At 59.0% G+C, this 25,156-nt stretch carries 28 protein-coding genes; 8 read left to right on the forward strand and 20 right to left on the reverse strand.

Features of this window, described 5'->3' with window-relative positions; translation table 11 throughout:
- Positions 1–32 precede the first annotated feature (32 nt).
- From ACR0AG_RS03380 to ACR0AG_RS03400, 5 genes are all read left to right on the forward strand, one after another.
- A complete protein-coding gene (locus tag ACR0AG_RS03380) occupies positions 33–1,436 on the forward strand; it encodes an L-serine ammonia-lyase (protein ID WP_480836435.1) in 1,404 nt (467 codons plus the stop codon).
- Between the two features lie 133 nt (positions 1,437–1,569).
- Positions 1,570–2,589, forward strand: a complete 1,020-nt coding sequence (gene dctP / locus ACR0AG_RS03385) for a TRAP transporter substrate-binding protein DctP (protein ID WP_480836437.1) — start codon at positions 1,570–1,572, stop codon at positions 2,587–2,589.
- A 66-nt stretch (positions 2,590–2,655) separates the two neighbouring features.
- Positions 2,656–3,198: a TRAP transporter small permease gene (locus ACR0AG_RS03390; protein ID WP_480836438.1), complete on the forward strand. Its 543-nt coding sequence runs from the start codon at positions 2,656–2,658 to the stop codon at positions 3,196–3,198.
- Positions 3,195–4,490, forward strand: coding sequence for a TRAP transporter large permease (locus tag ACR0AG_RS03395; protein WP_480836440.1), 1,296 nt, complete (start codon positions 3,195–3,197; stop codon positions 4,488–4,490). The genes ACR0AG_RS03390 and ACR0AG_RS03395 overlap by 4 nt, the downstream gene beginning before the upstream one ends.
- A 178-nt stretch (positions 4,491–4,668) precedes the next feature.
- Entirely contained in the window at positions 4,669–5,670 is a 1,002-nt protein-coding gene (locus ACR0AG_RS03400) for a GlxA family transcriptional regulator (RefSeq protein ID WP_480836442.1), read from the forward strand.
- 109 nt (positions 5,671–5,779) lie between these two features.
- Here the strand turns inward: ACR0AG_RS03400 and ACR0AG_RS03405 are convergent, their stop codons facing one another.
- The 11 genes from ACR0AG_RS03405 to ACR0AG_RS03455 form a co-directional block, all read right to left on the reverse strand.
- Complete coding sequence (locus ACR0AG_RS03405; RefSeq protein ID WP_480836444.1) at positions 5,780–6,616, reverse strand: fumarylacetoacetate hydrolase family protein; 837 nt, start codon at positions 6,614–6,616, stop codon at positions 5,780–5,782.
- Between the two features lie 10 nt (positions 6,617–6,626).
- Positions 6,627–7,355 carry an SDR family oxidoreductase gene (locus ACR0AG_RS03410; protein WP_480836446.1) on the reverse strand — a complete coding sequence of 243 codons (729 nt, stop codon included), beginning with the start codon at positions 7,353–7,355 and terminating at the stop codon, positions 6,627–6,629.
- Positions 7,356–7,425: 70 nt separating this feature from the next.
- Entirely contained in the window at positions 7,426–8,613 is a 1,188-nt protein-coding gene (locus ACR0AG_RS03415; protein WP_480836448.1) for a UxaA family hydrolase, read from the reverse strand.
- Complete coding sequence (locus tag ACR0AG_RS03420) at positions 8,606–8,923, reverse strand: UxaA family hydrolase (protein ID WP_480836450.1); 318 nt, start codon at positions 8,921–8,923, stop codon at positions 8,606–8,608. Before ACR0AG_RS03420 ends, ACR0AG_RS03415 begins: the two co-directional genes overlap by 8 nt.
- 14 nt (positions 8,924–8,937) lie before the next feature.
- Positions 8,938–10,047, reverse strand: a complete 1,110-nt coding sequence (locus ACR0AG_RS03425; RefSeq protein ID WP_480836452.1) for an enolase C-terminal domain-like protein — start codon at positions 10,045–10,047, stop codon at positions 8,938–8,940.
- Positions 10,047–10,697 (reverse strand): RraA family protein, encoded by a 651-nt coding sequence (locus tag ACR0AG_RS03430; RefSeq protein ID WP_480836454.1) that lies wholly within the window; start codon positions 10,695–10,697, stop codon positions 10,047–10,049. Before ACR0AG_RS03430 ends, ACR0AG_RS03425 begins: the two co-directional genes overlap by 1 nt.
- The gene (locus tag ACR0AG_RS03435) at positions 10,690–11,019 is read right to left on the reverse strand and encodes an L-rhamnose mutarotase (RefSeq protein WP_480836456.1); all 330 of its coding nucleotides are present in this window, start codon (positions 11,017–11,019) and stop codon (positions 10,690–10,692) included. The genes ACR0AG_RS03430 and ACR0AG_RS03435 overlap by 8 nt, the downstream gene beginning before the upstream one ends.
- Complete coding sequence (locus tag ACR0AG_RS03440) at positions 11,019–12,113, reverse strand: ABC transporter ATP-binding protein (protein WP_480836458.1); 1,095 nt, start codon at positions 12,111–12,113, stop codon at positions 11,019–11,021. The genes ACR0AG_RS03435 and ACR0AG_RS03440 overlap by 1 nt, the downstream gene beginning before the upstream one ends.
- A 3-nt stretch (positions 12,114–12,116) precedes the next feature.
- Positions 12,117–12,962, reverse strand: coding sequence for a carbohydrate ABC transporter permease (locus tag ACR0AG_RS03445; protein ID WP_480836459.1), 846 nt, complete (start codon positions 12,960–12,962; stop codon positions 12,117–12,119).
- Positions 12,962–13,870: a carbohydrate ABC transporter permease gene (locus ACR0AG_RS03450; protein ID WP_480836461.1), complete on the reverse strand. Its 909-nt coding sequence runs from the start codon at positions 13,868–13,870 to the stop codon at positions 12,962–12,964. Before ACR0AG_RS03450 ends, ACR0AG_RS03445 begins: the two co-directional genes overlap by 1 nt.
- A gap of 88 nt (positions 13,871–13,958) precedes the next feature.
- A complete protein-coding gene (locus ACR0AG_RS03455; protein WP_480836463.1) occupies positions 13,959–15,275 on the reverse strand; it encodes an ABC transporter substrate-binding protein in 1,317 nt (438 codons plus the stop codon).
- Positions 15,276–15,389: 114 nt separating this feature from the next.
- On the opposite strand from ACR0AG_RS03455, the gene ACR0AG_RS03460 reads away from it, so the two are divergent.
- The 3 genes from ACR0AG_RS03460 to ACR0AG_RS03470 are packed head-to-tail and all read left to right on the forward strand — an operon-like array spanning position 15,390 to position 17,986.
- Positions 15,390–16,166, forward strand: coding sequence for an IclR family transcriptional regulator (locus tag ACR0AG_RS03460; protein ID WP_480836465.1), 777 nt, complete (start codon positions 15,390–15,392; stop codon positions 16,164–16,166).
- Positions 16,156–17,157 carry an aldo/keto reductase gene (locus tag ACR0AG_RS03465; protein WP_480836467.1) on the forward strand — a complete coding sequence of 334 codons (1,002 nt, stop codon included), beginning with the start codon at positions 16,156–16,158 and terminating at the stop codon, positions 17,155–17,157. The genes ACR0AG_RS03460 and ACR0AG_RS03465 overlap by 11 nt, the downstream gene beginning before the upstream one ends.
- 1 nt (position 17,158) lies before the next feature.
- On the forward strand, positions 17,159–17,986 hold the full coding sequence (locus ACR0AG_RS03470) for an amidohydrolase family protein (RefSeq protein WP_480836469.1): 828 nt from the start codon (positions 17,159–17,161) through the stop codon (positions 17,984–17,986).
- Positions 17,987–18,088: 102 nt separating this feature from the next.
- Here the strand turns inward: ACR0AG_RS03470 and ACR0AG_RS03475 are convergent, their stop codons facing one another.
- From ACR0AG_RS03475 to ACR0AG_RS03515, 9 genes are all read right to left on the reverse strand, one after another.
- Complete coding sequence (locus ACR0AG_RS03475) at positions 18,089–19,087, reverse strand: Gfo/Idh/MocA family protein (protein WP_480836471.1); 999 nt, start codon at positions 19,085–19,087, stop codon at positions 18,089–18,091.
- Positions 19,088–19,230: 143 nt separating this feature from the next.
- Entirely contained in the window at positions 19,231–19,743 is a 513-nt protein-coding gene (locus ACR0AG_RS03480; protein ID WP_480836866.1) for a YHS domain-containing (seleno)protein, read from the reverse strand.
- Positions 19,744–19,798: 55 nt separating this feature from the next.
- A complete protein-coding gene (locus ACR0AG_RS03485; RefSeq protein WP_480836473.1) occupies positions 19,799–19,987 on the reverse strand; it encodes a hypothetical protein in 189 nt (62 codons plus the stop codon).
- Entirely contained in the window at positions 19,924–20,577 is a 654-nt protein-coding gene (locus ACR0AG_RS03490) for a hypothetical protein (RefSeq protein WP_480836475.1), read from the reverse strand. The genes ACR0AG_RS03485 and ACR0AG_RS03490 overlap by 64 nt, the downstream gene beginning before the upstream one ends.
- Positions 20,578–20,681: 104 nt before the next feature.
- Complete coding sequence (locus tag ACR0AG_RS03495; RefSeq protein ID WP_480836477.1) at positions 20,682–21,320, reverse strand: lysozyme inhibitor LprI family protein; 639 nt, start codon at positions 21,318–21,320, stop codon at positions 20,682–20,684.
- Entirely contained in the window at positions 21,317–21,808 is a 492-nt protein-coding gene (locus ACR0AG_RS03500; protein WP_480836479.1) for a hypothetical protein, read from the reverse strand. The genes ACR0AG_RS03495 and ACR0AG_RS03500 overlap by 4 nt, the downstream gene beginning before the upstream one ends.
- Before the next feature lie 64 nt (positions 21,809–21,872).
- Positions 21,873–22,127 (reverse strand): hypothetical protein, encoded by a 255-nt coding sequence (locus ACR0AG_RS03505; RefSeq protein ID WP_480836481.1) that lies wholly within the window; start codon positions 22,125–22,127, stop codon positions 21,873–21,875.
- A 179-nt stretch (positions 22,128–22,306) separates the two neighbouring features.
- Positions 22,307–22,741 carry a hypothetical protein gene (locus ACR0AG_RS03510; RefSeq protein WP_480836483.1) on the reverse strand — a complete coding sequence of 145 codons (435 nt, stop codon included), beginning with the start codon at positions 22,739–22,741 and terminating at the stop codon, positions 22,307–22,309.
- A gap of 4 nt (positions 22,742–22,745) precedes the next feature.
- Complete coding sequence (locus ACR0AG_RS03515) at positions 22,746–25,145, reverse strand: trimethylamine N-oxide demethylase (RefSeq protein ID WP_480836485.1); 2,400 nt, start codon at positions 25,143–25,145, stop codon at positions 22,746–22,748.
- Between the last annotated feature and the right edge of the window lie 11 nt (positions 25,146–25,156).

Raw genomic sequence — 25,156 nt, forward strand, 5'->3', positions numbered from 1 at the left:
ATGCGAACTGACCGCAGAGCAAGGAGTCTGACATGTTTCTGAGCATTTTCGACATCTTCAAGATCGGAATCGGTCCTTCCAGTTCGCATACAATGGGTCCCATGACGGCTGCAGCAGCTTTTTTGCAAAAGCTGCCAAAGCACACAGACCGTGGCGCGGTGCACCGTTTGCGCGCATCGCTTCATGGTTCTTTGGCGTTTACCGGCAAGGGGCATGCCAGCGACCGCGCGGTCATTCTGGGGCTTGCAGGGTTCCTGCCGGCCACGCTGAACCCGGATCTGGCCGAACAGGAACTGCAAAGGCTGGGCAAAGAAGCGATCCTGCATACCGAGGCGCTTGGTTCTGTCCAATTCGACCCGGAAAAGGACGTCATATTCGACTATGACGAGACCCTTCCGGGCCATGCCAATGGCATGCGTCTATGGGCCGAGGATGCGGCAGGTGCGGTCGTGTTTGCCGAGGTCTACTATTCCATCGGCGGCGGCTTTGTGATGACCGAGGCCGAACTGGACGCGCAACGCGCCGAAGAAACGGATGAAGCGCCGCAGATCCCCAAGGAATGGAACTATCCGCACCCCTTCATTCATGCTGCAGAAATGCTGGAGATGGGTCGGCGGTCCGGCAAGTCGATTGCCCAGATGAAATACGAAAACGAGGTTGCCCATCTGAGCAAAAAGGCCGTCGATCAGCAGGTCGATGACGTGATTGCCGCCATGGACGGTTGCATTGACCGCGGCCTGTCGCAGCGCGGTATCCTGCCCGGCGGGCTTGAGGTCAAACGCCGCGCCGCTGATCTGCATGAAAAGCTGATCGCCGAGCGCGACAGCAACCTGAAACAACCGCACACCGCAAACGAGTGGATGTCTGTCTACGCCCTGGCCGTGAATGAAGAAAACGCCGCCGGGGGCCGCGTGGTGACGTCGCCCACCAACGGGGCTGCGGGCGTTGTGCCTGCGGTCTTGCGGTATTACCGCGAACATTGCATGGGCGCGACCTCTGAAGGAGAGCGTGAGTTCCTGCTGACCGCATCCGCCATCGGCGCGCTGATCAAGCTGAACGCCTCGATCAGCGGCGCCGAAGTGGGTTGTCAGGGTGAGGTTGGGTCAGCCTCATCCATGGCGGCGGCAGGGCTGTGTGCCGCCTTGGGTGGCAGCAATGAGCAGATCGAAAACGCTGCTGAGATCGCCCTGGAACATCATCTGGGTATGACCTGTGACCCGGTCGCCGGGCTGGTGCAGGTCCCCTGCATCGAACGCAATGCCATGGGTGCAATCAAGGCGGTTTCTGCCGCCTCGCTGGCGCTGCGCGGCGATGGCAGCCATTTCATGCCGCTGGACAATTGCATCGAAACGATGCGGCAAACCGGGCTGGATATGAGTAACCGCTACAAAGAGACATCGCTGGGTGGGTTGGCCGTCAACCTCCCGGAATGTTGATCAGACAGGTGCGTGGGTGCGTAAATATACATGCATTCTGCGCATTTATAATATTTAGGACCATTCTTTCGCTCTAGACGACCTGTGGGAAAGAAAAACGACATCAAATTCAAAATGCTCAAGGAGGAGAAATATGAAATTTGACACCCTGAAACTCGCTCGCCGTGGCCTGCTGGTCGCTGGTCTGGGTTTTGCTGCCGCGACGTCCATCCCGGCGATCGCAACTGCTGATACCGTGCGCCTGAAAATCGCCGGGACTCACGCCCCCGACCACTCGAACACCGTTCTGCTGAAGCAGATCGAAGAAGAACTGGAAGGCGCAGATGTCGACATCAAAGTGTCGCTGTTCCCTGCCAACCAGCTGGGCTCGGGCGAGCAGGTTTTTGGTGACGTGAAGAAAGGCGTGATCGACATTGCGCATACCTTCATCTACTCGACCAACGACCCCCGCCTGGAAATCAGCACCATCCCGTACCTGGTTGAAGACTATGACCAGATGCGCAAAGTGTTCACCCCCGGTTCGAACTACTACACCAAGTTCTCGGAACTGCTGGCGGAACAGAACATCAAGCTGCTGGGCATCGTGGGCGAAGGCTTCATCGGCGTTGGCGCGTCGAAACTGCCTGAAAACGCAACCGGCGTTGGCGACAAGGGCATGACCATCCGTGTTTGGTCGGCAAATGTTGCAAAAGAAACTTCGTCGGATCTGGGCTTCAACACCACCACCATCGACTGGGGTGACGTTTTCCCGGCGCTGCAGCAGGGTGTTGTTGACGGTGTGATCGGCGGTACGCCCGAGGCGAACTACACCGCATGGCGTGACGCGCTGAAGTACTACATCCCCTACAACGCGTTCGTTGAAAACACAGCCTACTACATGAGCAACGACGTCTGGAACGAAATGAACGCCGAGCAGCAAGCCGCTGTCGAAGCCGCGTTCAGCAAGGCGGCTCTGTCGTCCTTCGAAGTTTCGGAAGCCAAAGACGCCGAATTCACCCAGAAACTGTCGGATGACGGTATCGAAGTGATCGAAATCTCGGACGAAGACCGCGCCGCGATTGCTGCTCATGTGCGCGAAACCACCTGGCCCAAGCTGGAGCAGGCCTTCGGCAAAGAGCTGATGGACGCTCTGAAAGCTGACGTCAGCAACTAAGCCAAAAAATCAAAGCGGCGCGTCCTGAGAAGGGCGCGCCGCTCAACCATTTTACGGGAGGTACGGATGGAAGGTACGTTGACACCTAAATCCCCCGCTCTTCGCAGATTGTTGGCGTTTCAGAAGATACTGCTGGTCTCAGCCAGCCTGATACTTGCTGTAACCTTCTTCTTCGTCGTGATCCTGCGCTATTTGTTCCAGGCGGACCTGTTCGCCTATGAGGAATGGGTCATGGCCATCGCGTTCTGGCTGTATTTCATTGGCGGCGCGCAGGGCAGTTGGGAAGGCAACCACATCAAGGCCGACTTTCTGTCGGCATTCATCAAATCGCCTGCGGTCAGCCGGTTCTTTGCGCTGCTCGTCATCGCGATCGAATTTGTGGTTCTGCTCGTGCTGAGCGGTCTTGCCATCTACATGGTCTGGGAAAACATCGCCCAGTACCCGAAATGGCCGGCCACTGTGGCATGGCGGATTCCGTTCCTGGTTCCGCACACCGGCATCATGCTGGGCTTTTTGCTGATGACCTTCTTCACCGGTCTTCGCCTTCATGTGGCCCTGACGGACCCTGACTTTCTGAAGCCCCTCGACGACTCAGGAGCGACTCAATGATTCTGACGATCACCCTTCTGATACTGACCGTGACATTGATCATCGGCGTATCGGTTCCCCTTGCTTTCGGATTGGCGATGATCTTCATCGCTTTCGCGGGCGATGGGCATGACTTTACTGCGCTGCTCACGTCAGGGCATTTCCGTATGAACGCGCTGGTCCTGCTGGCGATTCCGCTGTTCATCATGGCCGGTGGCCTGATGGAGAAGGGCCGCATCGCGGCACCGCTGGTGGAACTGGCGGAGCTGTTCGTGGGCCGGATCAAAGGCGGCCTGTCGGCGGCTGCGGTTGTGGCCAGCGGCATCTTTGGCGCGATCTCGGGTTCGGCCTCGGCGACGCTGACCTGCATCGGCTCGATCATGCTGCCGCAGCTGCGCGAGGCGAACTATCCACGCGGTATTTCGGCTGCGATCATCGCAAACGCCGCACCTCTGGGCCTGCTGATCCCGCCAAGCGCGATTCAGATCATCTATGCCTGGGTGACACGTCAGTCGGTGCTCAAATGCTTTCTTGCAACCATCGTGCCGGGCCTGATCCTGATCGTTCTGCTGATCCTGTGCAACTTCTTCCTGCTGCGCAAATACAAGGACATCAAGACCCTGCCGCCGTCGGATAACTTCCCCAAAGAGGTTGTCAAAACCAGCTGGAAAGCTGTTCCGGCGCTGCTGATGCCTGTGATGATTCTGGGCGGTATCTATGGCGGCATCATGACCCCGACCGAGGCTGCTGGTATTGCTGTGATCTACGCGATCCCTGTTGGCTTCTTTGTTTACAAGGGCCTGAACCGCGGCAACTTCGGCTCGGCTCTGCTGGAAACGGCAACCACCACCGGTGTTGTGATGGTGATGTTCTTCATGGTGATGATCGTCAGCCGTATGCTGATCTTTGAAGATATCCCCGGCATCGCGCAGGACATCGTGTTCTCGGTCTCAGAGAACCCGATCGTGATCATGCTGATGATCAACGTGGTTCTGGTTCTGATCGGTATGCTGATGGACGACGTGTCGGGCATTCTGCTGGCCTCGCCGCTGCTGTTCCCGATCATCGTGGACCTGGGCGTGGATCCAATCCAGTTTGCCGCCATCATCGGCGTGAACCTGGGGATGGGCAACATCACCCCGCCGACCGCACCGCTGCTGTATCTGGGCGCGCGTGTGGGCAAGGCTCCGGTGACCGAGATGATCGGGCCCACCCTGTTCATGATCGCCTTTGCATGGATCCCGACTCTGCTGATCACAACCTATATCCCTCAGGTTTCGCTGTTCCTGCCGGAACTGCTGCTGGGGCGCTGATCAGCAAAAACAAAGGTCAGATCTGACCTCAGGCGGCACGCAGTTCCACTTCCCTCCCAGGGAATTGCGCGCCGCGCTTCAGTTTCAGGCGGCAAAGTCGCCGGGTGCGTGGAACGCACCACCAAATGACCCCATTCTCAGACAGCTCTGGAGGAGCGCAAACAAGGACGGTTGGCAAATGCAAAAGAACGCAAAACACGTGGAAACCCCCGCAGTCTTTCCCATCGCTTACGAAGGTGACCCGAAAGACGTGTATTTCTTCCTGCTGCCCAACCTGACCATGCTTGCCTTCAGCTCTGCGATCGAGCCACTGCGGATCGCCAATCAGATCACCGGAAAAAACCTGTACAACTGGGTGGCCTTGGCGCAGGAGGAAGAACCTGTCCGATGTTCAAACGGGGTTCTGATCACCCCCAATTTCGGCCGCAAGGACGCACGCCCTGGCAGCCAGATTTTCGTTTGCTCCGGGAACGAGCCGCAGAACCATATCAGCACCGAAGCCATTGCCTGGATCAGCCGACAGGTGACGCTGGGTTGCAGAATTGGCGGTATTTGCACGGGCGCGTTCGCCCTGGCCCGGGCTGGTTTGCTGGAAGGCAAACGGTTTACGCTGCATTGGGAATACCAAAACATTTTCTGCGAGATGTTCCACGATCTGCGCCCGACCTCAAACCTGTATGAGATCGACGACACGCTGATGACCTGTGGTGGCGGGGTGGCCGCGACCGACATGATCCTGAACATGATCGAACGGGACCACGGCACCCGACTGGCCAGCATCGTGGCGGACATGTGCCTGCATCTGCGTGTGCACAGCGATGATGCGGAACAACGCACCGCGTTTGCCAGCTTGTCCGATGTCCGCAATATCCACATTTCGCAAGCGGTCAGCATCATGGAAAGCAAGGTTGAAAACCCGCTTTCGACAAAGGAAATCGCCCAGTGTGTGGGTGTGTCGATCCGGCAGTTGGAGCGGTTGTTCAAACATTACGTCGGCAAACCGCCCGGCAAGGTCTATTCCGATATCCGATTGGCCCGCGCAAGCGAACTCCTGACGCTGTCCAACATGCGACTGATCGACATAGCCGTGGCAACCGGGTTCGGCAACGTGGCGTATTTTACCACGCAGTTCAAAAAGAAATACGGCCGGTCCCCGTCAAAATACAGACGCAGCTGGTGAAGATCGGACACTGACGCAAAACCAACCATCTGGCGACAGAATCGCGCCGCAATCGGGCGGGACGGGCAGGCGCATATTCGGCCGCACTAGGCGCCTGCCGGATGCTGCGTCAGTCGGCGATCACGCTTTGCTGCTGTTCGCCCAGACCCTCGATCCCCAGTTTCACCACATCGCCCGCGTTCAGATATTGTGGCGGGGTCTGTCCCATCCCCACACCCGGGGGCGTCCCGGTGGAAATCACATCGCCGGGGTGCAGGGTCATGAACTGGCTCAGGTATGAGACCAGATGGGCCACACCGTAGACCATGGTCGTGGTCGACCCGTCCTGCATCTGCTGGCCATTGACCGACAACCACATTTTCAGGTTCTGCGGATCGGGCACCTCGTCCCGCGTGACCAGCCATGGGCCGATCTGGCCGTATTTGTCGCAGGATTTCCCCTTGGTCCACTGACCAGCGCGTTGTAGTTGGAAATCACGCTCTGACACATCGTTGGTCACGGAATATCCGGCCACATGGTCCATCGCATCGGCCTCCGAGACATATTTGGCGGTTTTGCCGATGATGACGGCCAGTTCCACCTCCCAATCGGTTTTGGTCGATCCGCGCGGGATCACGATCGGATCGTTGGGTCCGCAAATGGCCGAGGTTGCCTTCATGAATATCACCGGTTCGGGCGGGACATCCATACCGCTTTCGGCGGCGTGATCGGCATAGTTCAGACCGATGCAGATGAACTTGCCCGTGCCCGCAATGGGTGGGCCCAGCCGGGGATCACCAGAAACAATTGGCAGGGCGGTCACGTCCATTCCGGCCAGCGCGCCGAGGTTCTCCAACACCGGGCCAGACAGGTCTGTAATCAGGCCGGACAGATCACGGATATTGCCGTCCGCATCCAAAACACCGGGTTTTTCGGCACCCGGCTCGCCATATCGTAAGAATTTCATGTCGTGTTCCCTAGATTGCCCAGCCGCCGTCAATGATGTGGCACTGGCCGGTTGTGAATGCACTGGCATCGCTGGCAAGGTAAACCGCCAGCGCCGCGATTTCCGTCGCTGTGCCGATCCGCCCCATGGGTTGCCGCGCGATGAAGTCGGTCATCGCCTGTTCATAATCCCCTGTTGCACGCAGCCGGTCATGCAAAGATGGGCTGTCGACCGTGCCCGGGCAGATCGCGTTGCAGCGGATGCCTTGGGTGACGAAATCGGCTGCGACCGATTTGGTCAAGCCGATCACCGCCGCCTTTGAGGCGCAATAGACAAAGCGGTTGGGCACCCCTTTGATGCTGGATGCAACTGAAGACATGTTGATGATCGACCCGCCGCCCTTGGCCAGCATCCCCGGCAGATAGGCCGAAATCATGCGGTATTGCGCCTTGGCGTTCAGATCAAAGGCGAAATCCCACTCGCCCTCGTCACAGTCCAGAATGCTGCCCGCATGGACAAAGCCCGCGCAGTTGAACAGCACGTCAATCGGGCCGGTCTCCTCGGCCAGAGCGGCGATCGCGGCGGGGTCGGTCACATCCAGCGCGCGTGCAGTCGCGCCGGTGATCGAGCCGACCGCCTCGGGGTTGAGGTCGGTGGCCCAGACAGTCGCACCGGCCTGCACAAAGGCTTCGGCAGTAGCGCGGCCAATGCCTTGCCCGGAGGCGGTGATAAGGCAGGTCTTGCCTGAAAGGTCGGTCATTGCGTTCTCCAGTATTCGGACGGATCGTAAGGGGGCGATCCGAAAGTCAAAGGGATGTCCTGCCCCGGTCTTAAACCGGCAGGCAGGCCGGTCCGATGGGTTCAAAGCTTTTGTAGGTCAGGATGAATTCGGTATGACCCAGATCTTCGGATTTGGTGGGCGCGCCGCCTGCGACGGTGCAGACCAGATCGTGGATTTCATCGGCAACCGTATCCAGACTGACGCCGTTCAGAATACGCCCGGCATTAACGTCCATATCTTCGGACAAACGCTCATAGGTGTCGGGATTTGCACAAACCTTGATCACGGGCGAGATCGCCGATCCAACAACCGAGCCGCGCCCGGTGACAAACAGGATCACATGCGCGCCGCAGGCGATCATCTCGGCAATCTCGGCATTGTCGTTGATGTTGGGAAAGCCATAGCGCACCTCGCCATCGGGAACGACATCCAGCAGATAGAGGCCCCCTGTGGGCGGGATATCCCCCGGCTTGATCAGACCCACAATGGGGGCCGCGCCAGATTTGGCATAAGCGCCCATGGATTTCTCCTCGATGGTCGACAACCCGCCCTCGGCATTGCCGGCGGCAAAGCTGCCATAGCCCAGCGTCGCGTAATAGGCGGCGGCCTTGTCGACCGATTGGACCAGTTCATTAGCCAGTTCAGGCGTCGCGGCCCGGTCGGCCATGATCTGTTCGCAGCCGATCAGCTCACCGGTTTCTTCAAAGATGCAGGCCGCCCCGGCCGCGCCCATCCGGTCAAAGGCCCGGCCCACAGCGGGGTTGCCGGTGATCCCGCTGGTGGCGTCCGATCCGCCGCAGATGGTGCCGATGATCAGGTCCGACATCTGCATCGGAACGCGCGGCGTGGTTTTCAGCGCCTCAAGCTGCCCTTCGACCCATTCGCGCCCCTCCGCGACCGAGGACCGGGTGCCGCCCGTGCGCTGGATCACGATGGATGTCACCGGGCGGCCACTGTCGGCCACCGCCTGTTCCAGCCGAAACCGGTTGAAGCTTTCGCAGCCCAGCGACACCAGCAGCACCGCGCCCACATTGGGATGGGTACACAGCCGCTCCATCATCGTCTGGGCGTATTCGTTGGGAAAACAGCCCGGAAACCCGATCACCTGCGCGCCTTGATCGCGATAAGGCAGAACGATTTCATTGGCCACATGGCGGGCGCATTCGACCAGATAGACCACGGTCACAACATTGCGGATGCCCTTGCGCCCGTCCTGCCGCAGATACCCTTCAAACATCTGATCCTCCTGCCGTTTCCTTCAACGAATGGGTGGGGGTATAGTCGCTTTGCATATTGTGGACATGCACATGCTCACCCGCCGCAATATCGGCCGAGGCCGAACCGATCGGGACACCGTATTTCAATACCTTCTCGCCCCGCGCTATGGCGTGACGGGCGATCTTGTGGCCCAGCGTCACTGCCTGTTTCACCTGCGCCACCGACCCGTCCGAGACCGGGTGCGGGCCTGCCTCGGTCGGCCCAAGCGCGATCAGCACATTGTCGGCGTCAGACAGAAGCAGCAAGTTCTGCGATGTGGTGGCTGGCATGGGCGGGCCTTTCGTTACAGGTGAAGAACGGTGGCGGCGTCGATCAGCGCCCAATCCAGATCGCGCCCAAGGCCGGGCGTGTCAGGCAAGCGGGCGATGCCGTTTTCAATGGGCAGTGGTTCGGTCAGGCCAAAGCTGAAATCCGCAACCGGACAGAGCAGTTCGAGATAGGTGCAATTGGTGATCGCCGCACACAGGTGCAGATTGACCATCTCAAGCGGGTGGAAAATGGCGGTATGCACCTCGCAATTCACATTGAAGGCCTCGGCCAGATGCGCGGTTTTCAGCACCGCCGTCACCCCGCCGGACCAGCTGACATCGGCGCGCACCGTGTCCACCACGCGGGTCGAGATACACTCGGCAACGCTGTAGGGATGTTTGGCGATCACCTCGGTGCCCCATATGGGAATATCCAGCGTGCGGGTCAGTTCGCGCAGGGCAGGGATGCTTTCATCAGGCATTGGCTCTTCAAACCAGGCAAAGCCCAGCTCTTCCAGCCTGCGGCCATAGCGGATCGCCTGCGGCAAGGTCATGAAGGCCACCGGGTCCGAGGCCAGCGTGAACTCTGGCCCGACCACATCGCGCACCTGCGCGTGAATCTCAAGGTCTTCATCAACCGAATTGCCCGGCGGGTGCAGTTTATAGGCAGCAAACCCCTGCTCCTGCGCGGCCTTGGCCTCGGCCACGTAAGGCGCGGCATCGTTGTGGAACATCGAACTGAGATAGACCGGGATTTCGTCGCGCGCGGCCCCGATGTATTTATACAGCGGCTGCCCGGCGGCCTGCGCGGTCAGCAGCCACAGGCAGGTGTCCAGCGGGCCGTAGATATAGATAGGCAGGTGACTCCAAAACCGGTCTTGCGTGCGGAAGGCGCGCCACAGCGCCTCGCGGTCGCGGGCGTCGCGGCCCTCAAAAAACGGTTTCAGCGAGGCTGCAAGATGTGCCGAGCCAGCGGCACTGGCCCCCGCGAACCCGAACATTGAGGCGCTGTGCCCGCACTCGGTTTCCATCGTGTAGACCAGAAACTCCATCCCCGCCGCGCGTTTGGCCCCGCGCAGCAGGTCGCCGACAGCGGCGTCGCTTTCGATGCGGCAAGCGCGGATATCAAGCGATGTGATGCGCATCAGAACTTACCAAACTCAAGATAGGCGTCCTGCGGATCGGTGCCGTTCATGATCGCGGTGCGCACCTTGTTTTCGGTCTGCATCGCGGTGAGGCTTTTGGCGGTCACATCTTCGACAATCGCGCGGGGAATACGCACCATACCGTCGCGGTCGCCCAGCAGGTAGTCGCCCGGTTCAATCCGCACATCGCCGATCTGAATGGGGATTTCCGTGGCCGTCGGCAGCCAGCGCCCCACGATGTCATTGGGGGTATGTCCCCGCCTCCAGGTCTGAAACCCGATATCAATCAGAAAATTGGTATCGCGCGCGTGCCCGTCCAAAACACAGCCCAGAACGCCCTTCTTTTGCAGGGTTTCCGCCGTCAACTCTCCCATCTGCGCCAAATCCAGCGTGTGGGGCTGGCACACCCAGATATGGCCGGATTTCGCCTTGGAGAGCAGCCCGGTCCATTCCAGTAGGGTCTGATGCCCGTCCGCCGTATCATCCGGGCGGCCTTCGATGGTAAAGGCAGGACCGCACAGGGTTTTTTCCGGCATCAGCGGCGTGATTTCGAGCGGCAATGTAAAATTGCGCAACCCCATGCCGCGCATAACATCATGCACAACGCCGGAATAGCAGGTCTCAAGTTGTTTTGTGATCGCATCAGTCATGGTGAAACACCTCCTCCATCATCGCCCACCATTCGCCTTCGGCATTGTCGGGCAGGGGGGTCTGACACGGGTCTGTCAGCGCCCACCATTCCTGCGTCTTGGGGTCTGCCGCCATTTTCGCCGCATCCGCTGCAAAATCGCTGCCGTGATATTCCCAATAGCCAAACAGCAGGTTTTCGGGCTGTTTCAGAAAAATCGAGTAATTGCGGATGTTGCAGGCGGTGATCCCGGCCAGAATCCCGGGCCAGGCCTGCGCGTGCAGCCGTTTATACTCGTCGATCTTGTCGGGTTTGATCCCGATCACCATACCCATGCGTTGCATCACAGATCCCTCAGGCTTTGGCCGGTTTCAGCGTCAAACAGGTGGCATTTTTCGATATGCAGCTCAAAGGGCAAAACCTCACCGCCCGCGACGGGGCGCGGGTTGTGCATCTTGGCCTGTATCTCAACGCCGCCCAGCTCGGTGAACAACATGGTTTCCGATCCCAACGGTTCGGCCAGCGCAACCGTCAGGTCAATTTGCGCAATCTGGCCGCTGTCGGACAGGGCATGGCCCCGGGGCATCAGCACATCGGCGCGAAAGCCGAACTGCACCCTGGCGCCGGGCTGCACCTTGTCCTGAAACTCGGGCGGGACGGGCACGGAATTGCCATCGGAAAACACAATCACGCCGTCCTGAATGGTACCATCGACCAGGTTCATCGGTGGTGAGCCGATAAAGGTCGCCACAAAGGTATTCACCGGCCGTTCGAACACATCCAGCGGCGTGCCGACCTGCACGATATGCCCGTCTTTCATGATCACGATCCGGTCGGCCAGTGTCATCGCCTCGACCTGATCATGGGTGACGTAGATGATCGTGGTCTGCACCTTCTGATGCAGGCGCTTGATCTCGGTCCGCATCTGGGTGCGCAGCTTGGCGTCGAGGTTCGACAGCGGCTCGTCAAACAAAAAGGCATCGGGATGGCGCACAATCGCGCGGCCCATGGCAACGCGCTGACGCTGACCGCCCGACAGTTCCGCCGGGGTGCGCTCCAGCAACTCGGCAAGACCCAGAATACCCGCGGCCTCATCCACCGCAGCGTCGATCTGGCTTTGTGATTGTCCGGCGATCTTCAGGCTGAACCCCAGATTGTCACGCACAGACATGTGCGGATACAAAGCATAATTCTGAAACACCATCGAGATATTGCGCCTGCGCGGCGGCAGTTCATTGACCCGCGTACCGCCGATCTGGATTTCGCCGTCCGAGATCTCCTCCAGTCCGGCAATCATGCGCAATGTGGTGGATTTACCGCAGCCTGAGGGGCCGACCAGCACGACAAATTCATTATGCGCGATATCCAGGTCGATGCCGTGCACGACTTCGGTCGAACCATAGCGTTTGACGATGTTCATAAGCGAGACTTCAGCCATGAATTATCCTTTGACCCCGCCGAAAGTCAGGCCGGCGATCAGGTGTTTTTGTACGAGGAAGGTCAGAACAAGGGCGGGGATGATGATGATGACGGCCATCGCACACATCCCGGCCCAGTCGATTGTGAACTGTGCGGTGAAATCCATCAGCCCCACCGGCAGGGTTTTGCTGTCGGTCGAACGGGTCAGCTGGCTGGCCAGCGCATATTCGTTCCACGAGGTCAGAAAGGCGAAGATGCCCGCCGATGCGATGCCCGATTTAGCCAGCGGAAACTCGATCTTCCAGAACGCCTGCCACGGGGTGCAACCGTCGATCTGGGCGGCTTCGTTCAGGTCTTTGGGAACCTGACGGAAAAAGCCTTCGGTCAGCCAGATGGTAAAGGGCACGTTGATTGCAGTGAACACCAGGATCACGCCGAATTTGGTGTCGATGATGCCCAGACGCGACCAGATGATGAAGATGGGCAATGACAGCGCAATGCCCGGCACGGTGCGCGACAGCATCAGCCACAAAAAGATCGGCCCCTTGGCGGGAAAGCGAAAGCGGGCAAAGGCGTACCCGCCGGTCATGCCGATCAGCACCGCAATAAAGGTCGAGGTCAGCGAGATTACCAGCGAGTTGCGGAAATAGCTGGCCACGGGAATCGCCACCACATCCTCGCCATAGCCAAAGATGGCGCGGAAATTGTCCAGGCTCAGATCTTGCGGGATCCAGATCGCCGGTTTGGTCAGAATCTCGCCATTGGGGCGAAAGGCCGACAGCACGATCCACAGACCCGGCATACAGATGATCAGCATGACGATGAAGGTCGACACCCAGACCAGCGCGGTTTTGGTTTTTGTCGGCATCAGAACGCCCCCAGATGTTTGCGGGCTTCCATCAGCTTGCGGAAGAAGAACCAGGTGAAGAAGATCGACAGCAGGATCGAGACATAGGCCATCGCATTGGCGCGCCCCATGCGGGCATCGTCATAGGCGGTGCGGGCGATCAGGGTCCAGAGCAGCTCGGTCCGGCCACCGGGGCCGCCGCCGGTCATCACGTCCACGATGTCATAGGCGCGTGCCACGTCCAGCGACCGGATGGTCATGGCGATATAGATGAAAGGCATCAGAAAGGGCAGGGTGATATGGCGGAACACCTGCCAGTTTGAGCAGCCATCGACGCGGGCGGCCTCGACCGGGTCTTTGGGCATGGCAAACAGCCCCGCAAGGATGAGGATGGCAAAGACCGAGGTGCTCATCCAGATCTCGGCAATGGCGATTGAGAAAAATGCCAGCCAGCGATCGACCAGAAACGGGATCGCATGTGTTGTCAGGCCCAACGATTGCAGCGCGTTGTTGACCACGCCGATGGTGTCATTGAACAGGTATTTGAACTGAAAGCCCACCAGAATGGGCGAAAACATCATCGGGAACATCATGATCGTGCGCAGGGTGCGCTGACCCCATGTGATCTTGTTGACCAGCAGCGCGATACCCAGCCCGAACAGCATTTCAAGGTTCAGCACAACGGTCAGGAACAGAACGGTGCGCCCGAAGGCAACCCAGAAATCCCAGTCACCCAGAATGCGCTCATAATTGCGCAGGCCGACCCATTGCCACAGGCTTTCGGGTTTGATCAGGCGATAGTTGGAAAAGCTGGTATAGAACGAGAACAGCAGCGGCAGCAAAACCACCAGCAGGATCACCAGGATTGCCGGCGATATCAGGGCCAGGGGCACGGCGTGCTCTCTCAGTGCGCGGCGGAAACCGGACATGGTGGCGTATTCCCAAAAGGGTCAGAATTGTGCGTGAGTAGGGTGAGATGCCGCGGGGGAGAACAGCGCGGCATCTCAGATTGCCGGTTTACAGGTAACCGGCGTCTTCCATAACCTCGCGGACTTCTTCGGCCGAGTCGTTCAGGGCATCTTCGACCGATTTGTCACCAAGGATGGCGGATTGCAGGTTGGGCCACAGGATGTTCGACACCTCGCCCCATTCCGCGATCAGCGGTGGTGTAAAGGCATGCTCAGCCATCGAGTCGCCCCAGATGTCGAACACCTCGACCATGAATTCATTGCCGTCGGCAGTGAATTCGGCGATCACGTCGTCCCAGACTTGTGTGCGTGTTGGCAACAGGCCACGGCGGGCCTCGACCATCTGCGCGTCATGGCTGGTCAGGAAGGTAACAAAGCTGGCCGCAGCCTCTTTGTTGTCGCAGGCCTGCGTGACCGAGAAGCTGTGCGAGCCGGACCACCCGGTGCGCTTGCCGCCCGATCCGGTCGGGGCCAGTGCCACGCCGACATCGCCGCCGATCTTGCTGTCATCGCCATTGAAATACGCGGCCCACCCCGCCCAGTCGAGGTTCCAGGCCACGGCACCTGCCGCAAAGCCAAGCCCCAAATCGTCCCAGACATAGTTGGTTGTGCCCGCAGGCACAGCGTCATTGGAATAGAGGTCGACGAACCAGTTCAACGCCCGCACACCGGCTTCGCTGTTGAAGGTCGGGTTCCAGTTTTCGTCAAACAGCGCGCCACCTTCGGCCACCAGCATCTCATAGAAGCGCCCGGTCAGACCTTCGTCCTTGCCGGCGAAATGGGTGCCGTAGCGGTCCGGCGCGTTGGTAAAGAACTTGGCCTGATCAGCCGCCTGCGCCCATGTTTCGGGCACGGCCAGATCATAGCCGAACTTTTCCTTGAACGCGGCCTTGTTGGCCTCATCCTCGTAGAGCGACTTCTGGTAGTACAGGTTCGACACGTCCGAATGGCGCGGCAGGGACAGCAGCTTGCCATCCACCGTGGCGTGACTGATCACGAGCGGCGAGAACCCGTCAACCGTGTCGGCCCCGACCAGCGCGTCCAGCGGCTCGGTCATCGAGACGTATTGCGGCGCGAAATTGGTATGATTGGCAAAGGCGCAATAGTCGATATTGCCCGCGGCGATGTCCTGTTTCATCTCGCGATCCAGCTCGAAATGGCTTTTGCGGGACAGGATTTCGACCTTGGCACCGGTCGCGGCCTCCCATTCGGGGATCAGGGTATAAAGCGGCTCGTATTGCGCGCCGCCGATCAGTTTCACCCGCAGCGTATAGCCGTCGAAATTCCCGTAGTCCTGAGCGGATGCGGCGCACGCGATTGTCGCGACCGCTGTTGTCGTGAGTATTCTGCTTATTTGCCGGATCATGGCGTCCTCCCGTTGATTCATGCGTACATGAATGATCAATTCATTTATGAAGTGGAGTGTTGTGTCAATCAAAAATTGCCGCTAGATTCGTATCGAACCGACAAGGAGGCCGTCGTGCTGGATGCCGAAAATGACAAGTATCGCGCCCCGGCGCTGGACAAGGGTCTGGACATTCTGGAGTTTCTGGCCGCCTCGCCCGAGGGCATGACACGGGCCGAGATTGCCAAGGGGCTTGGGCGGTCTCCGAATGAAACCTACCGGATGCTCAGCACTTTGGTGCGCCGCAACTATGTCACCTCGTCACCGGGCGGGGATAAGTTCATGCTCAGCCTCAAGCTGCTGACGTTGGCCAATGCGCATCCGCCACGGCGGCGTATTCTGGATATTGCCGAACCTCTGATGCGTCAGTTGTCTGCGGAAAGCGAACAATCGGGCCATCTGGCCTTGTGGGAGGATGGCGATATCGTCATCTCGGCCACTACCTCGGCCCCGGGCAATTGGCGGCTGGCGCTGCGCACTGGCGCGGTTGTCGGATTGTACAATACCGGGTCGGGCATTGTTCTGGCTGCGTTTCAATCGCCCGAGATGCGGCAGCGGATGATGCAGGAACACCAGCTGGTCAAAGGCGAAGAGGAAATCGCCAGTTCCGATTTCATTGCCATACTCGATGAGGTCCGCAGGGCCGGGCATACCAGCGGGGCCAGCCAGACATTGACCGGGGTCATCAACCTGTCCTTCCCGGTGCTGGACCCGTCTGGTACCGCGCTGGCCGCGCTGACCTGCCCGTATATTGAACGCATCGACGATTACGACGCCCCACCGATGGAAACCGTGACTCAGATGTTTGCCGAAGCTGCGCAGGAAATGGGGCGACAGATCAGTGGGAATTGAACGCACCAGCCTGACCTCATCAGGCACACCGCTCAGCAGTCTCGGCCTTGGCGCGGCCAGCCTTGCGGGTATTTTCCAACCGGTTGCCGAGCACGACGCACGCGCGACGATTGCGAACGCGCTGGACAGCGGCATCCGATATGTGGACACCGCGCCCTTCTATGGCCACGGCCTGTCTGAACGATTGATCGGAGACGGGCTGCGCGGACGTAAAGATGTCGTCCTGTCCACCAAAGTCGGGCGCGTCCTACACCCCGGTCATGATCCCGACCCCGGCGCGTGGGCCACGCCGCTGCCGTTCCGTCCTGTCTATGACTATTCCTATGACGGGGTTATGCGATCCTTTGAACACTCGCTGCATCGTTTGGGGCTGGACCGGATCGACATCCTGTACATCCACGATATCGGTGATCTGACCCATGGAACCGAGGCCGGGCCAGACTTGTTCGACACTGCCATGACCGGCGGATACCGCGCGCTGGATGAGCTGCGCGCCTCGGGTGCTATTTCGGCCATCGGGCTGGGCGTGAACGAGGCACAGGTGTGCAGCGATGCCCTGCAACGCGGCGATTGGGATGTGTTCCTGCTGGCAGGCCGCTATACACTGCTGGAACAGGCCCCGCTGGGTGACTTGCTGCCCGCCTGCGCCCATGCCGGAACCGATATCGTGATCGGCGGCCCGTTCAATTCGGGCGTTCTGGTCGGCGGTGAAACCTTTGACTATGGGGGTATCCCGCCCGAGATCGCGGACCGAGTGCGGCGGTTGACTGAAATCTGCCGCAGCCATTCCATTGACCTGCCCGCCGCCGCGCTGCAATTCCCGCTGGCACATCCCGTGGTCAAAAGCGTCATACCGGGGCCGCGCACCCCGGATGAGTTGCACCAGATCCTGACCTGGTGCAACCAGCCTATCCCCGACAGTTTCTGGTCCGACCTGAAGGTGGCCGATCTGTTGCACCCCGACGCCCCCATCCCAACAGCCGGAGCCTGAGATGAAGATCGACAGCCACCACCATATCTGGACCCTTGCGCGTGGCGACTATGGCTGGATGTCGCCCGAGCTTGGCCCGATCTACCGCGATTTCACCCCCGCCGATCTTGCGCCGCATCTGACTGCGGCGGGCATCGACAAGACCATCATCGTGCAGGCCGCCGACACCGTTGCCGAAACCGAGTTCATGTTGCAGGCCGCGCAGGACACCGATTGGGTCGCTGGCGTTGTCGGCTGGGTGGATATGGAACAGCCCGATGCGGTTGAGACACTGGAGCGGCTGGCCCAACATCCCAAATTCAAGGGCATTCGCCCGATGATCCAGGAAATCGCCGATGATGACTGGATTCTGCGCGCCGATCTGGACCCGGTGTTTGAGGCTCTGGTTCAGATGGACCTCAGCTTTGATGCGCTGGTGCTGCCGCGCCACTTGCCTCGCCTGCTGACACGGTTGGAACAACACCCGGATCTGCGCTGTGTGATCAATCACGCCGCAAAGCCGCATCTGGCGACCGGAGAGTTGGGGGACTGGCGCAGCGACATGGCACGTCTGGCGGCGGATACCCAATGCTGCTGCAAATTCTCGGGCCTTGTGACCGAGGCCGGTGCCGATTTCACCATCGACACGCTGCGCCCGGCCACCGATCATATCCTTGACGTGTTCGGCCCTGATCGCCTGATGTTCGGCAGCGACTGGCCCGTGTTAAATCTGGCCAGCGATTATGGCGCTTGGGTCGCGATGGCCCGGACGCTTACCGCAGACCTGACCGAGGCCGAACAGGCTCAGCTGTGGGGCGGGGTCGCAGCAGGATTTTACGGCATCACCTGATTCTCGGACCGACGAGGCCGGCCAATGGATTGCGCGCCAGTTCTTGCCGCTTAGCGGTGTTTAACCCTAAGCACATCCAGAACGTGCCCGGCGCGGCCTACGTCAATTCGGATAGGATGCACGGCACGCCGCTTCCCAGCTCGTCAGAAAGTCCATGATCTCCAGACTGTCACCGTGCCGAGGGGATGGGCGCGCCACTTCGCGATCACCGCGCGCGACATGACGCTCAACCAGTTTGGTTTGATGGTAGAACGCATCAAACGGGTCATCGACATGGATCAGCTCTGGCGCGCCCTCGTAAGGGGACCATTGCAGTGTGCCGCGTCCGACCTCTGGCAGCCAGGGATTGGTGACAAAACTCAGCACGCCGTTGTCGCCCATCACGTCAAACCTGTTGTGCATCCCAAACGAATCCGTCGACTGAAGGGTCGCCAGAACGCCATTTTCAAAGCGCACGGTGCAGGCTGCATCGCAGATCGTTCCATCGCTGCTCAGATTGCCGACCCCGTGCATCTGACGCTGCGCAAACGCCTGTTGCCCGCACATCCTCTGAACGGTCAGATGCAACAATGACGCCGGGTAGCAGCCCAGATTATACAGCGTTCCCATCCCCTTGGGGTTCACCACCTGCCAGATATCAGCGCAATACTGGCCGTGAACCGAACGCAGTTTTCCCAATCGATCACTGTCCAGAAACTCGACAAACCGGGCGATCAACGGATGCGCAAGATACATCAGACCCTCGACAAAGAATGTCCCGGACCTGGCAACCGCACCCATAAGAGCACCCGCCTGTGCCATCGTGGTGGTCAGCGATTTCTCTGACAGAACAGCCAGACCCTTTGCGGCGGCCTTGATCGTCACCTCGTGATGTAGGTGATTTGGCAGGCCGATATAAACCGCATCCAGCGACGGATCGGACAGCACCGCATCCAGATCTGTACCCCCATGGGGGATGCTATGGCGGGCCTGGAATTCGGCGACAAGATCGGGGTTGCGCCCAAAGATGCTATAAAGCTGCGAGCCGTCGCTTTTCTTGATCCCGTCAATCGCCTTGTCCGAAATGAATCCGGTGCCGATAATTGCCCAGTTGAGTGTCATGATCGTCTTCACATATTGGGTTGGAGCTTGGTCGAAAGCGGTGTTTAGAGGCTGCGCGATCACGCGGCAAGATGGGGTCGGTCCGGGTACCCGAACCTGAACCTCACGATTGGGGAACCTACCATGCCTCCCCCAATTCCCTATTACTCCTTCACCGGCGCGGTGGAAGTAAAATTGGGAATGACATTGGTCGAGGCCGGATCATCCTTGATACCCGGCCAGTTGTCATCTGCCTTTTTGATGTTGCCGGGGATATCCTTTTCCCAAAATCCGACCACAACCTTGGTGATATTCAGATACAGTTTGTCATCCACGATGCGCCACAGGTTTGGATTGCCCGGAACCTTGCCGCCCTGCGCGACCCCATAGGCACAGTGCCCGTCAAATTGGGGCGCGTAATAGGCCGGGTTTTCCAGGAACTTGTCGCGGTTCTCTTCGGTGGAAAAGGCCCAGGTGGCACCGTTATAGTCGGCGGTGATCGACATGTGACCTTCGACCCCCTGGGGCTGAGGGGTCCCGACCGGCGATGCAGTAAGCGTGCGATAGGTAACCACATCGTAACCCGAAACCGCATACCCCGTTCCGTCGATATACTGTGGTCCCGCCCAGACAGACGATGCCTGCATGGCGACAAACAAACCGGCCAGAACTTTCATTGAAACTCGTTGTTTTTTGTCAAAAACACCCATTTTGTTGCCTTTCATGCTAAGTTTATTCGTCCTTGGAACACAATTTTGCAAATTCCTGCGCCGCACTGGCCGAGCCTTGCAGGCTGATCTGGTAGTTTTGCCGGTCAATCATGTAATTCAACTGCCGCGCCTTGGCGATCCAGCCGATCAGCGGGTCCGAGGCCTTAACCGTGGCAACCGCGACATAGGCACCGGTCGCATCATCAAACACCGCCTTGCCACGTAAAGTCCTTCACCCTCGGTGGGCGGCGCGAAAACTGAGACCGGCACCTGATTGCCCGGGCCAAAATCTTCGGCTGCAAAGGGCGTTGTCCACATGAACGATCCGCTGCCTTTCCGGCACCGGGCCAGAAAATCCCGATTGTCGGTTTCGGGGATGCCATGCACCAGCTGCGCCATCTCTTCCCCGTCCTGAACAAACCAGATCGCCCCGTCCGAGGTGGTTTGAGGTGCAACCGCTTTGCTCGCGTCCTTGGCCCAGTGCAGGGGATGGCCGATGGCTGTCAGGTTCAACGCCGTCGCATGGGAAAGATCCGCACTTAGATCGCAGGAAAACTGAAAGGAGTTTGGTGTTCCCTCTGCATCCACGGACAACCCGGTTCCGGATAGGGTTTGCCCGGCCAGCGCGATCACAGGCAGCATTTGCTGCCTGTCCCGCTGCGCAGGCACACCCAGCACCAGAGACTGATCGCCCACCAGCGGATTGTCCGCAATCAGGGCTGGGGCCCCGATCGAACAGGCATATGCCGCTGTTAGCAACGGATTGGTGTTTTCCACTACATCTTTGGGTAAGCCCGGCACCGGACCGGTACCAGCACTGGCTGCAATAGCGCCGCAAACGCTTAACGCTATTGGCGATACAAGGCGTGCGCGATGCCCGCGGAAAAGAATGTATCGGCCCATGCTCATCTTGAGGCACGCCTGAAAAAAGATCCAACAACCTGTGGCGCGCGGGCACCGCACCAAGTTCGCTTCAGATCCCGGTTCACGCCAGTGTCAGGCAAAAGCAGGCCCGACCCGACGCGTATCAGTTCCAGCAACGGCGCTTCATCCGTTGAGGCAAAGAGAACGCTTCCCGCTGATCTGAGCATCGCCGGATCAGTTTCGCAGATATAGTTTGCACTTATCCCGGTAAAAACAACGCTATACCCGTCTGCCGGCGTTCCCGAAACCTCGATCTCCAACTCTGAATTTTGCCCGACATAACGCCCGGCCTGCAACAACGGCGCAGTATCGTCATCCAACTCCTGGATCCGGGTCAGGTAGCTTTGCTTGAGACACTCAAACTCGTCCTCACACAGCGTGCGGGTCTGCAACCAATTGCGCTGCTGTTGGGCAAGTTTGCCTGTCTCATCAACCTGTCGGGCAGCTTGGTAGACCAGTGCAAGCTCTTCGTCCAACGACGCCAAAAGCGGCGCGGAACAGATCATGGTTTCCGCCGGTGTTTCCGCCTTGGTGCAATCGAATGACTGTGCCGACACGTCCGACGCGGCGCCCCACAAGGCAAAACCCAGTGCCGCTGCGAACAGCGCCTTGCCAGTCATCCTGTGGTTCGGCGTTGATCACGCCCCTCAATGAACCTCAGGACCGCAACCAGCACGATGCCGTAGAGGACGTGCCCAACAAGCGCGACCCAGGTGATGCCGGTAAAGTTCAGAAACGGCGGCAGACCCGCAAAGCTTGTGACCCCACCGATGGCGAACAGCCAGAGCGCAAACCCATAAAGCGCTGATGCTACGCTCAGATGCGTGCCCGAGATGAACGACACCCAAGCCGGTTTGAATATAAAGACCCAGCCCATGGGATATGCAATCAGACCGACCACATAGAAATGCACGAAGAATCCCAGGAAGTTGCTGCTTGGCAGGCCCAGGCTTGACAGCAGGCTGATGGCCAGACCCTCGGGGGACAGGTTGGCCCACCCCAGGGACGGGCTGACGACCTGTCCCCAGAAATCAAACGCCATCGTGGCGCAAAGCCCGGCGACACACATGACGCCCAGATCGATCAGGGTGAAGGATTTAAGGTTCATGATCTTTCCTTTGCAAGGAACCTAAATGACATCGCGTTCGGCCCTTTGACGGGGCGCAGGCGGATCAGCCCGAGGCGTTCGCGGCAGTTGCGACATCTTCCAATGCGTTGCCGATGGCATCAATCTCTTGCAGTTTCTGCTGGTTCTCGCAGGCCTTCTGATCACCCGAGAAACAATCCAGATCCAGGTTCTGACGATACAGGTCACTTTGCAGCTCCTGCTGTTGCCTCTCATTCTGGCGTATTTCTTCCGGCGTCTGGGGCGGGACATCGCAGGCAGCAAGCAGGGCAAGGCCAGCGATCGCAAATCCGAGTTTCATATTATCCTCGTACTTCATCTAAATGCTGATGGTGTCTGCTTAAAATATGGCTTTTGTTTGGCGGATGGGCCTCGCCCTATCGCAGGAAAATCATACCCAGAGCCGCGTCCGTTCGGGTCGAAATCTACCTTAACATATCGCTCGTCAACTTACTCGCTTGTCATGGGGGCCAGAAACCTTCAACTGTCGTGTTCGAAGCTTAGAAACACCAGTGTTCTTTTGATCTCGCCCTTGTCCTTTTGGGACACGCGATAAAGACCGTTTGATGTCAGAAATTCCCTCTGCAGGTAGGTGTCGGGATGGTTGACCGGTTCAACGCGCTCTAACCGGGTTCCGTCTCTGCACCCAGTGATTTCGGTCCAGAAGTCGTCAAATGTACGCACGGCTTGTATGTCGCGGTATTGGAATTCCCAACGACATGAAACGCCTTTGGCACCGGCGGCGCCAACATAGGTTTCGCAGATCGCACCCTGCGGGGGCACACCGTCGTCGGCATAGCGTTCAAGCGCGGAAACCCGGTCGCAGCTCTCGGTAAAGCCAGCTCTGGGGAATGATGCGACCGTAAGGCCCAGAAAACAAACAGCAAGCGCTTTGGCTTTTGATCTCGCAATCACCGTATCATTCGGCCGCATCCGGGACGTTGTTTTCGAGGTAGACACCTTTCACACGCTCTTTCGAAGGATCAAAATGCGGGAACGGAACGATTTTGGCCTTCAGGCGCTTTTGCTGCCCATCCAATTGGCCGATTTCAATGTCGTGCCCAACGGTCGCGTGGGGCGTTGCGACTCGGCCCAAGGCGATAACCTTGCCCAGGATGGGTGACTTCATCGCGCTGGTGATTTCGCCGACCTGCGCCTTTCCGATGCGCACACAATCGCCCGGAGCCGGGATGGTTCCACCCTCTACTTCGAACCCGACCAGCTTGCGGTGAGGGTGCGCTTTGCGTTCCTCGATTGCAGTGCGACCGATGAAATCATCCATTTTTGATTTCAATGGGACGGTAAAGCCGATGCCAGCCTCAAACGGATCGGTCTGGTCATCGAATTCGGACCCGGCGAAGATCAAACCCCCTTCGATCCGCAACATATCGAGCGCGGCAAGCCCAAGCGGCGTGATTCCATAGTCCTGACCAACGTCCCAGACACGGTCGAAAATCTCGACAGCATCTTTGGGGTGGCAGAAGATTTCATACCCCAACTCGCCCGAATAGCCGGTTCGGGAAATCACCACCGAGGTTCCGCGCACATCCCCGACCCGGGCCACGGTAAGTCGGAACCAGGGCAGTTCCGCGATGGTCGGTTGCTGGGGCGGGGTCCAAAAAATCCGCGAGAGGATGTCGCGGCTGTGCCGCCCCTGAACCGCAATATTGTGCAACTGATCGGTCGAGTTGCGCACCCAGACGTTCATGTTGCGCTTGCGCGCCTGTTCCTGCAGCCACAACCCGCTGGTGTCATTGCCGCCGATCCAGCGGAAATTGGTCTCTGCCAACCGATAGACGGTGCCATCGTCGATCATGCCGCCGTGTTCATAGCACATGGCCGTATACACCACCTGACCCACGCTGAGTTTTCTCATGTTGCGGGTCACGCAAAGCTGCATCAGGTCTTCGGCATCAGGGCCGACAACTTCGTATTTGCGCAAGGGGCTCAGATCCATCACGGCCACCTTGTCGCGACAGGCCCAGTATTCGGCAATCGTGCCGTGATTTGTCATCGTGTTGGGCAGCCAATAGCCGTTATATTCGACAAAATCGCGCGTATGTCGCGCAAAACAGTCGTGAAATGCTGTTTTCTTGGTGTCTTCCACATCCGCCTCCGCAGATTTTCTATAGCCATAGGACCGTTTGAAATCTTCGGTCGCCTTGTAGGTTCGCACCTGAATGTCGGTCGGGTTCCAGCCATTGGCCGGGTCAATGTCGCAAGGACAGCCGGTGCTGACGCAGACCAGATCGGTCAGGGCACGCAGCAGCACGAAATCGCCGGGCCGCGACCATGGATCGTCCATGCCGATGGTGTTGGCCTCATCCAGCATCGTGTTGAAAAAGAAATTGATCGCAGGCCAGCCACCGCGCGGGCGAATGCCATATTGGCCCAGATCCTTGTTGATATTGTCGGAACAATTCAAATGGCCGGGATAACCCAGATCTTCGTAATACCGTGCCGTACAGGCCAGCCCGAACGTGTCGTGGCGCCCACAGGTATCCTGCACGATTTCAACCAACGGCTCCTGATCCACCGACCAGTATTTCGAGAAGATGCCCGGCTGCGGATACAGATTGCCCATCAGACTGCGTGTGGTGGTGGGATCAATCTCGCGCTCAATTCCCTGATCCAGCGCACGGCGACTGAAGGCTTGAAAGTCCGAGCATTCGCGGCCTTTGACATCCACGATCTGGATGAATTCTCCGGCTTTGACCTCGTAAGACTTAGCATTTCCGGGCTGAATGTTGATGTCCTTCAAGGGGTCGGCCAATGGATCGGGCGGGCCTATGTCAGGTTTTTCCAGCCCGGGCGCGGCCCGCTGAATGTACAGAATGATGTCCGTCGGAGGGTTGCTGTTTTCCGGCCGCATCGCATCGCCGGGGGCGGCGACGATCAATAGCCCGTCACTTTCCGCCACAAAATGCGCCATGTCACCGGGCCGCGATCCGCCCGTAAAAACCCGGATGGCATCGCCAGACCCGATGTCGAAGCCTGCGACCGCTAAGGCGCGCAGCACTTTTTTTCCCGAGGTCGAGCCATTTGCCAATGTAGCAATCACCCCCTCGGGCCGACCGTGCCCCTGCGCGCCAAGCATACCTGCGTCCGAGCTTCGGTCGGGGGCAAAGAAAACCATCTCCGCCGGTTGCATCCCGTCGCGATCCAGCAGCGTGATCGCATCGCCCCTGAACACCGGAACGGCGCGTGATCCCGCGCCGGGGACGGGATGGCGTTCGGTTCCATGCGGCAGAATCGGCAGACCGGGGGCCAGCACTCCGCTGCGTTCGAACGGCACCTCGAATACAGGTTTTACGTTCATCCTGGATACTC

The sequence above is a fragment of the Ruegeria sp. H6 genome (assembly GCF_056532975.1).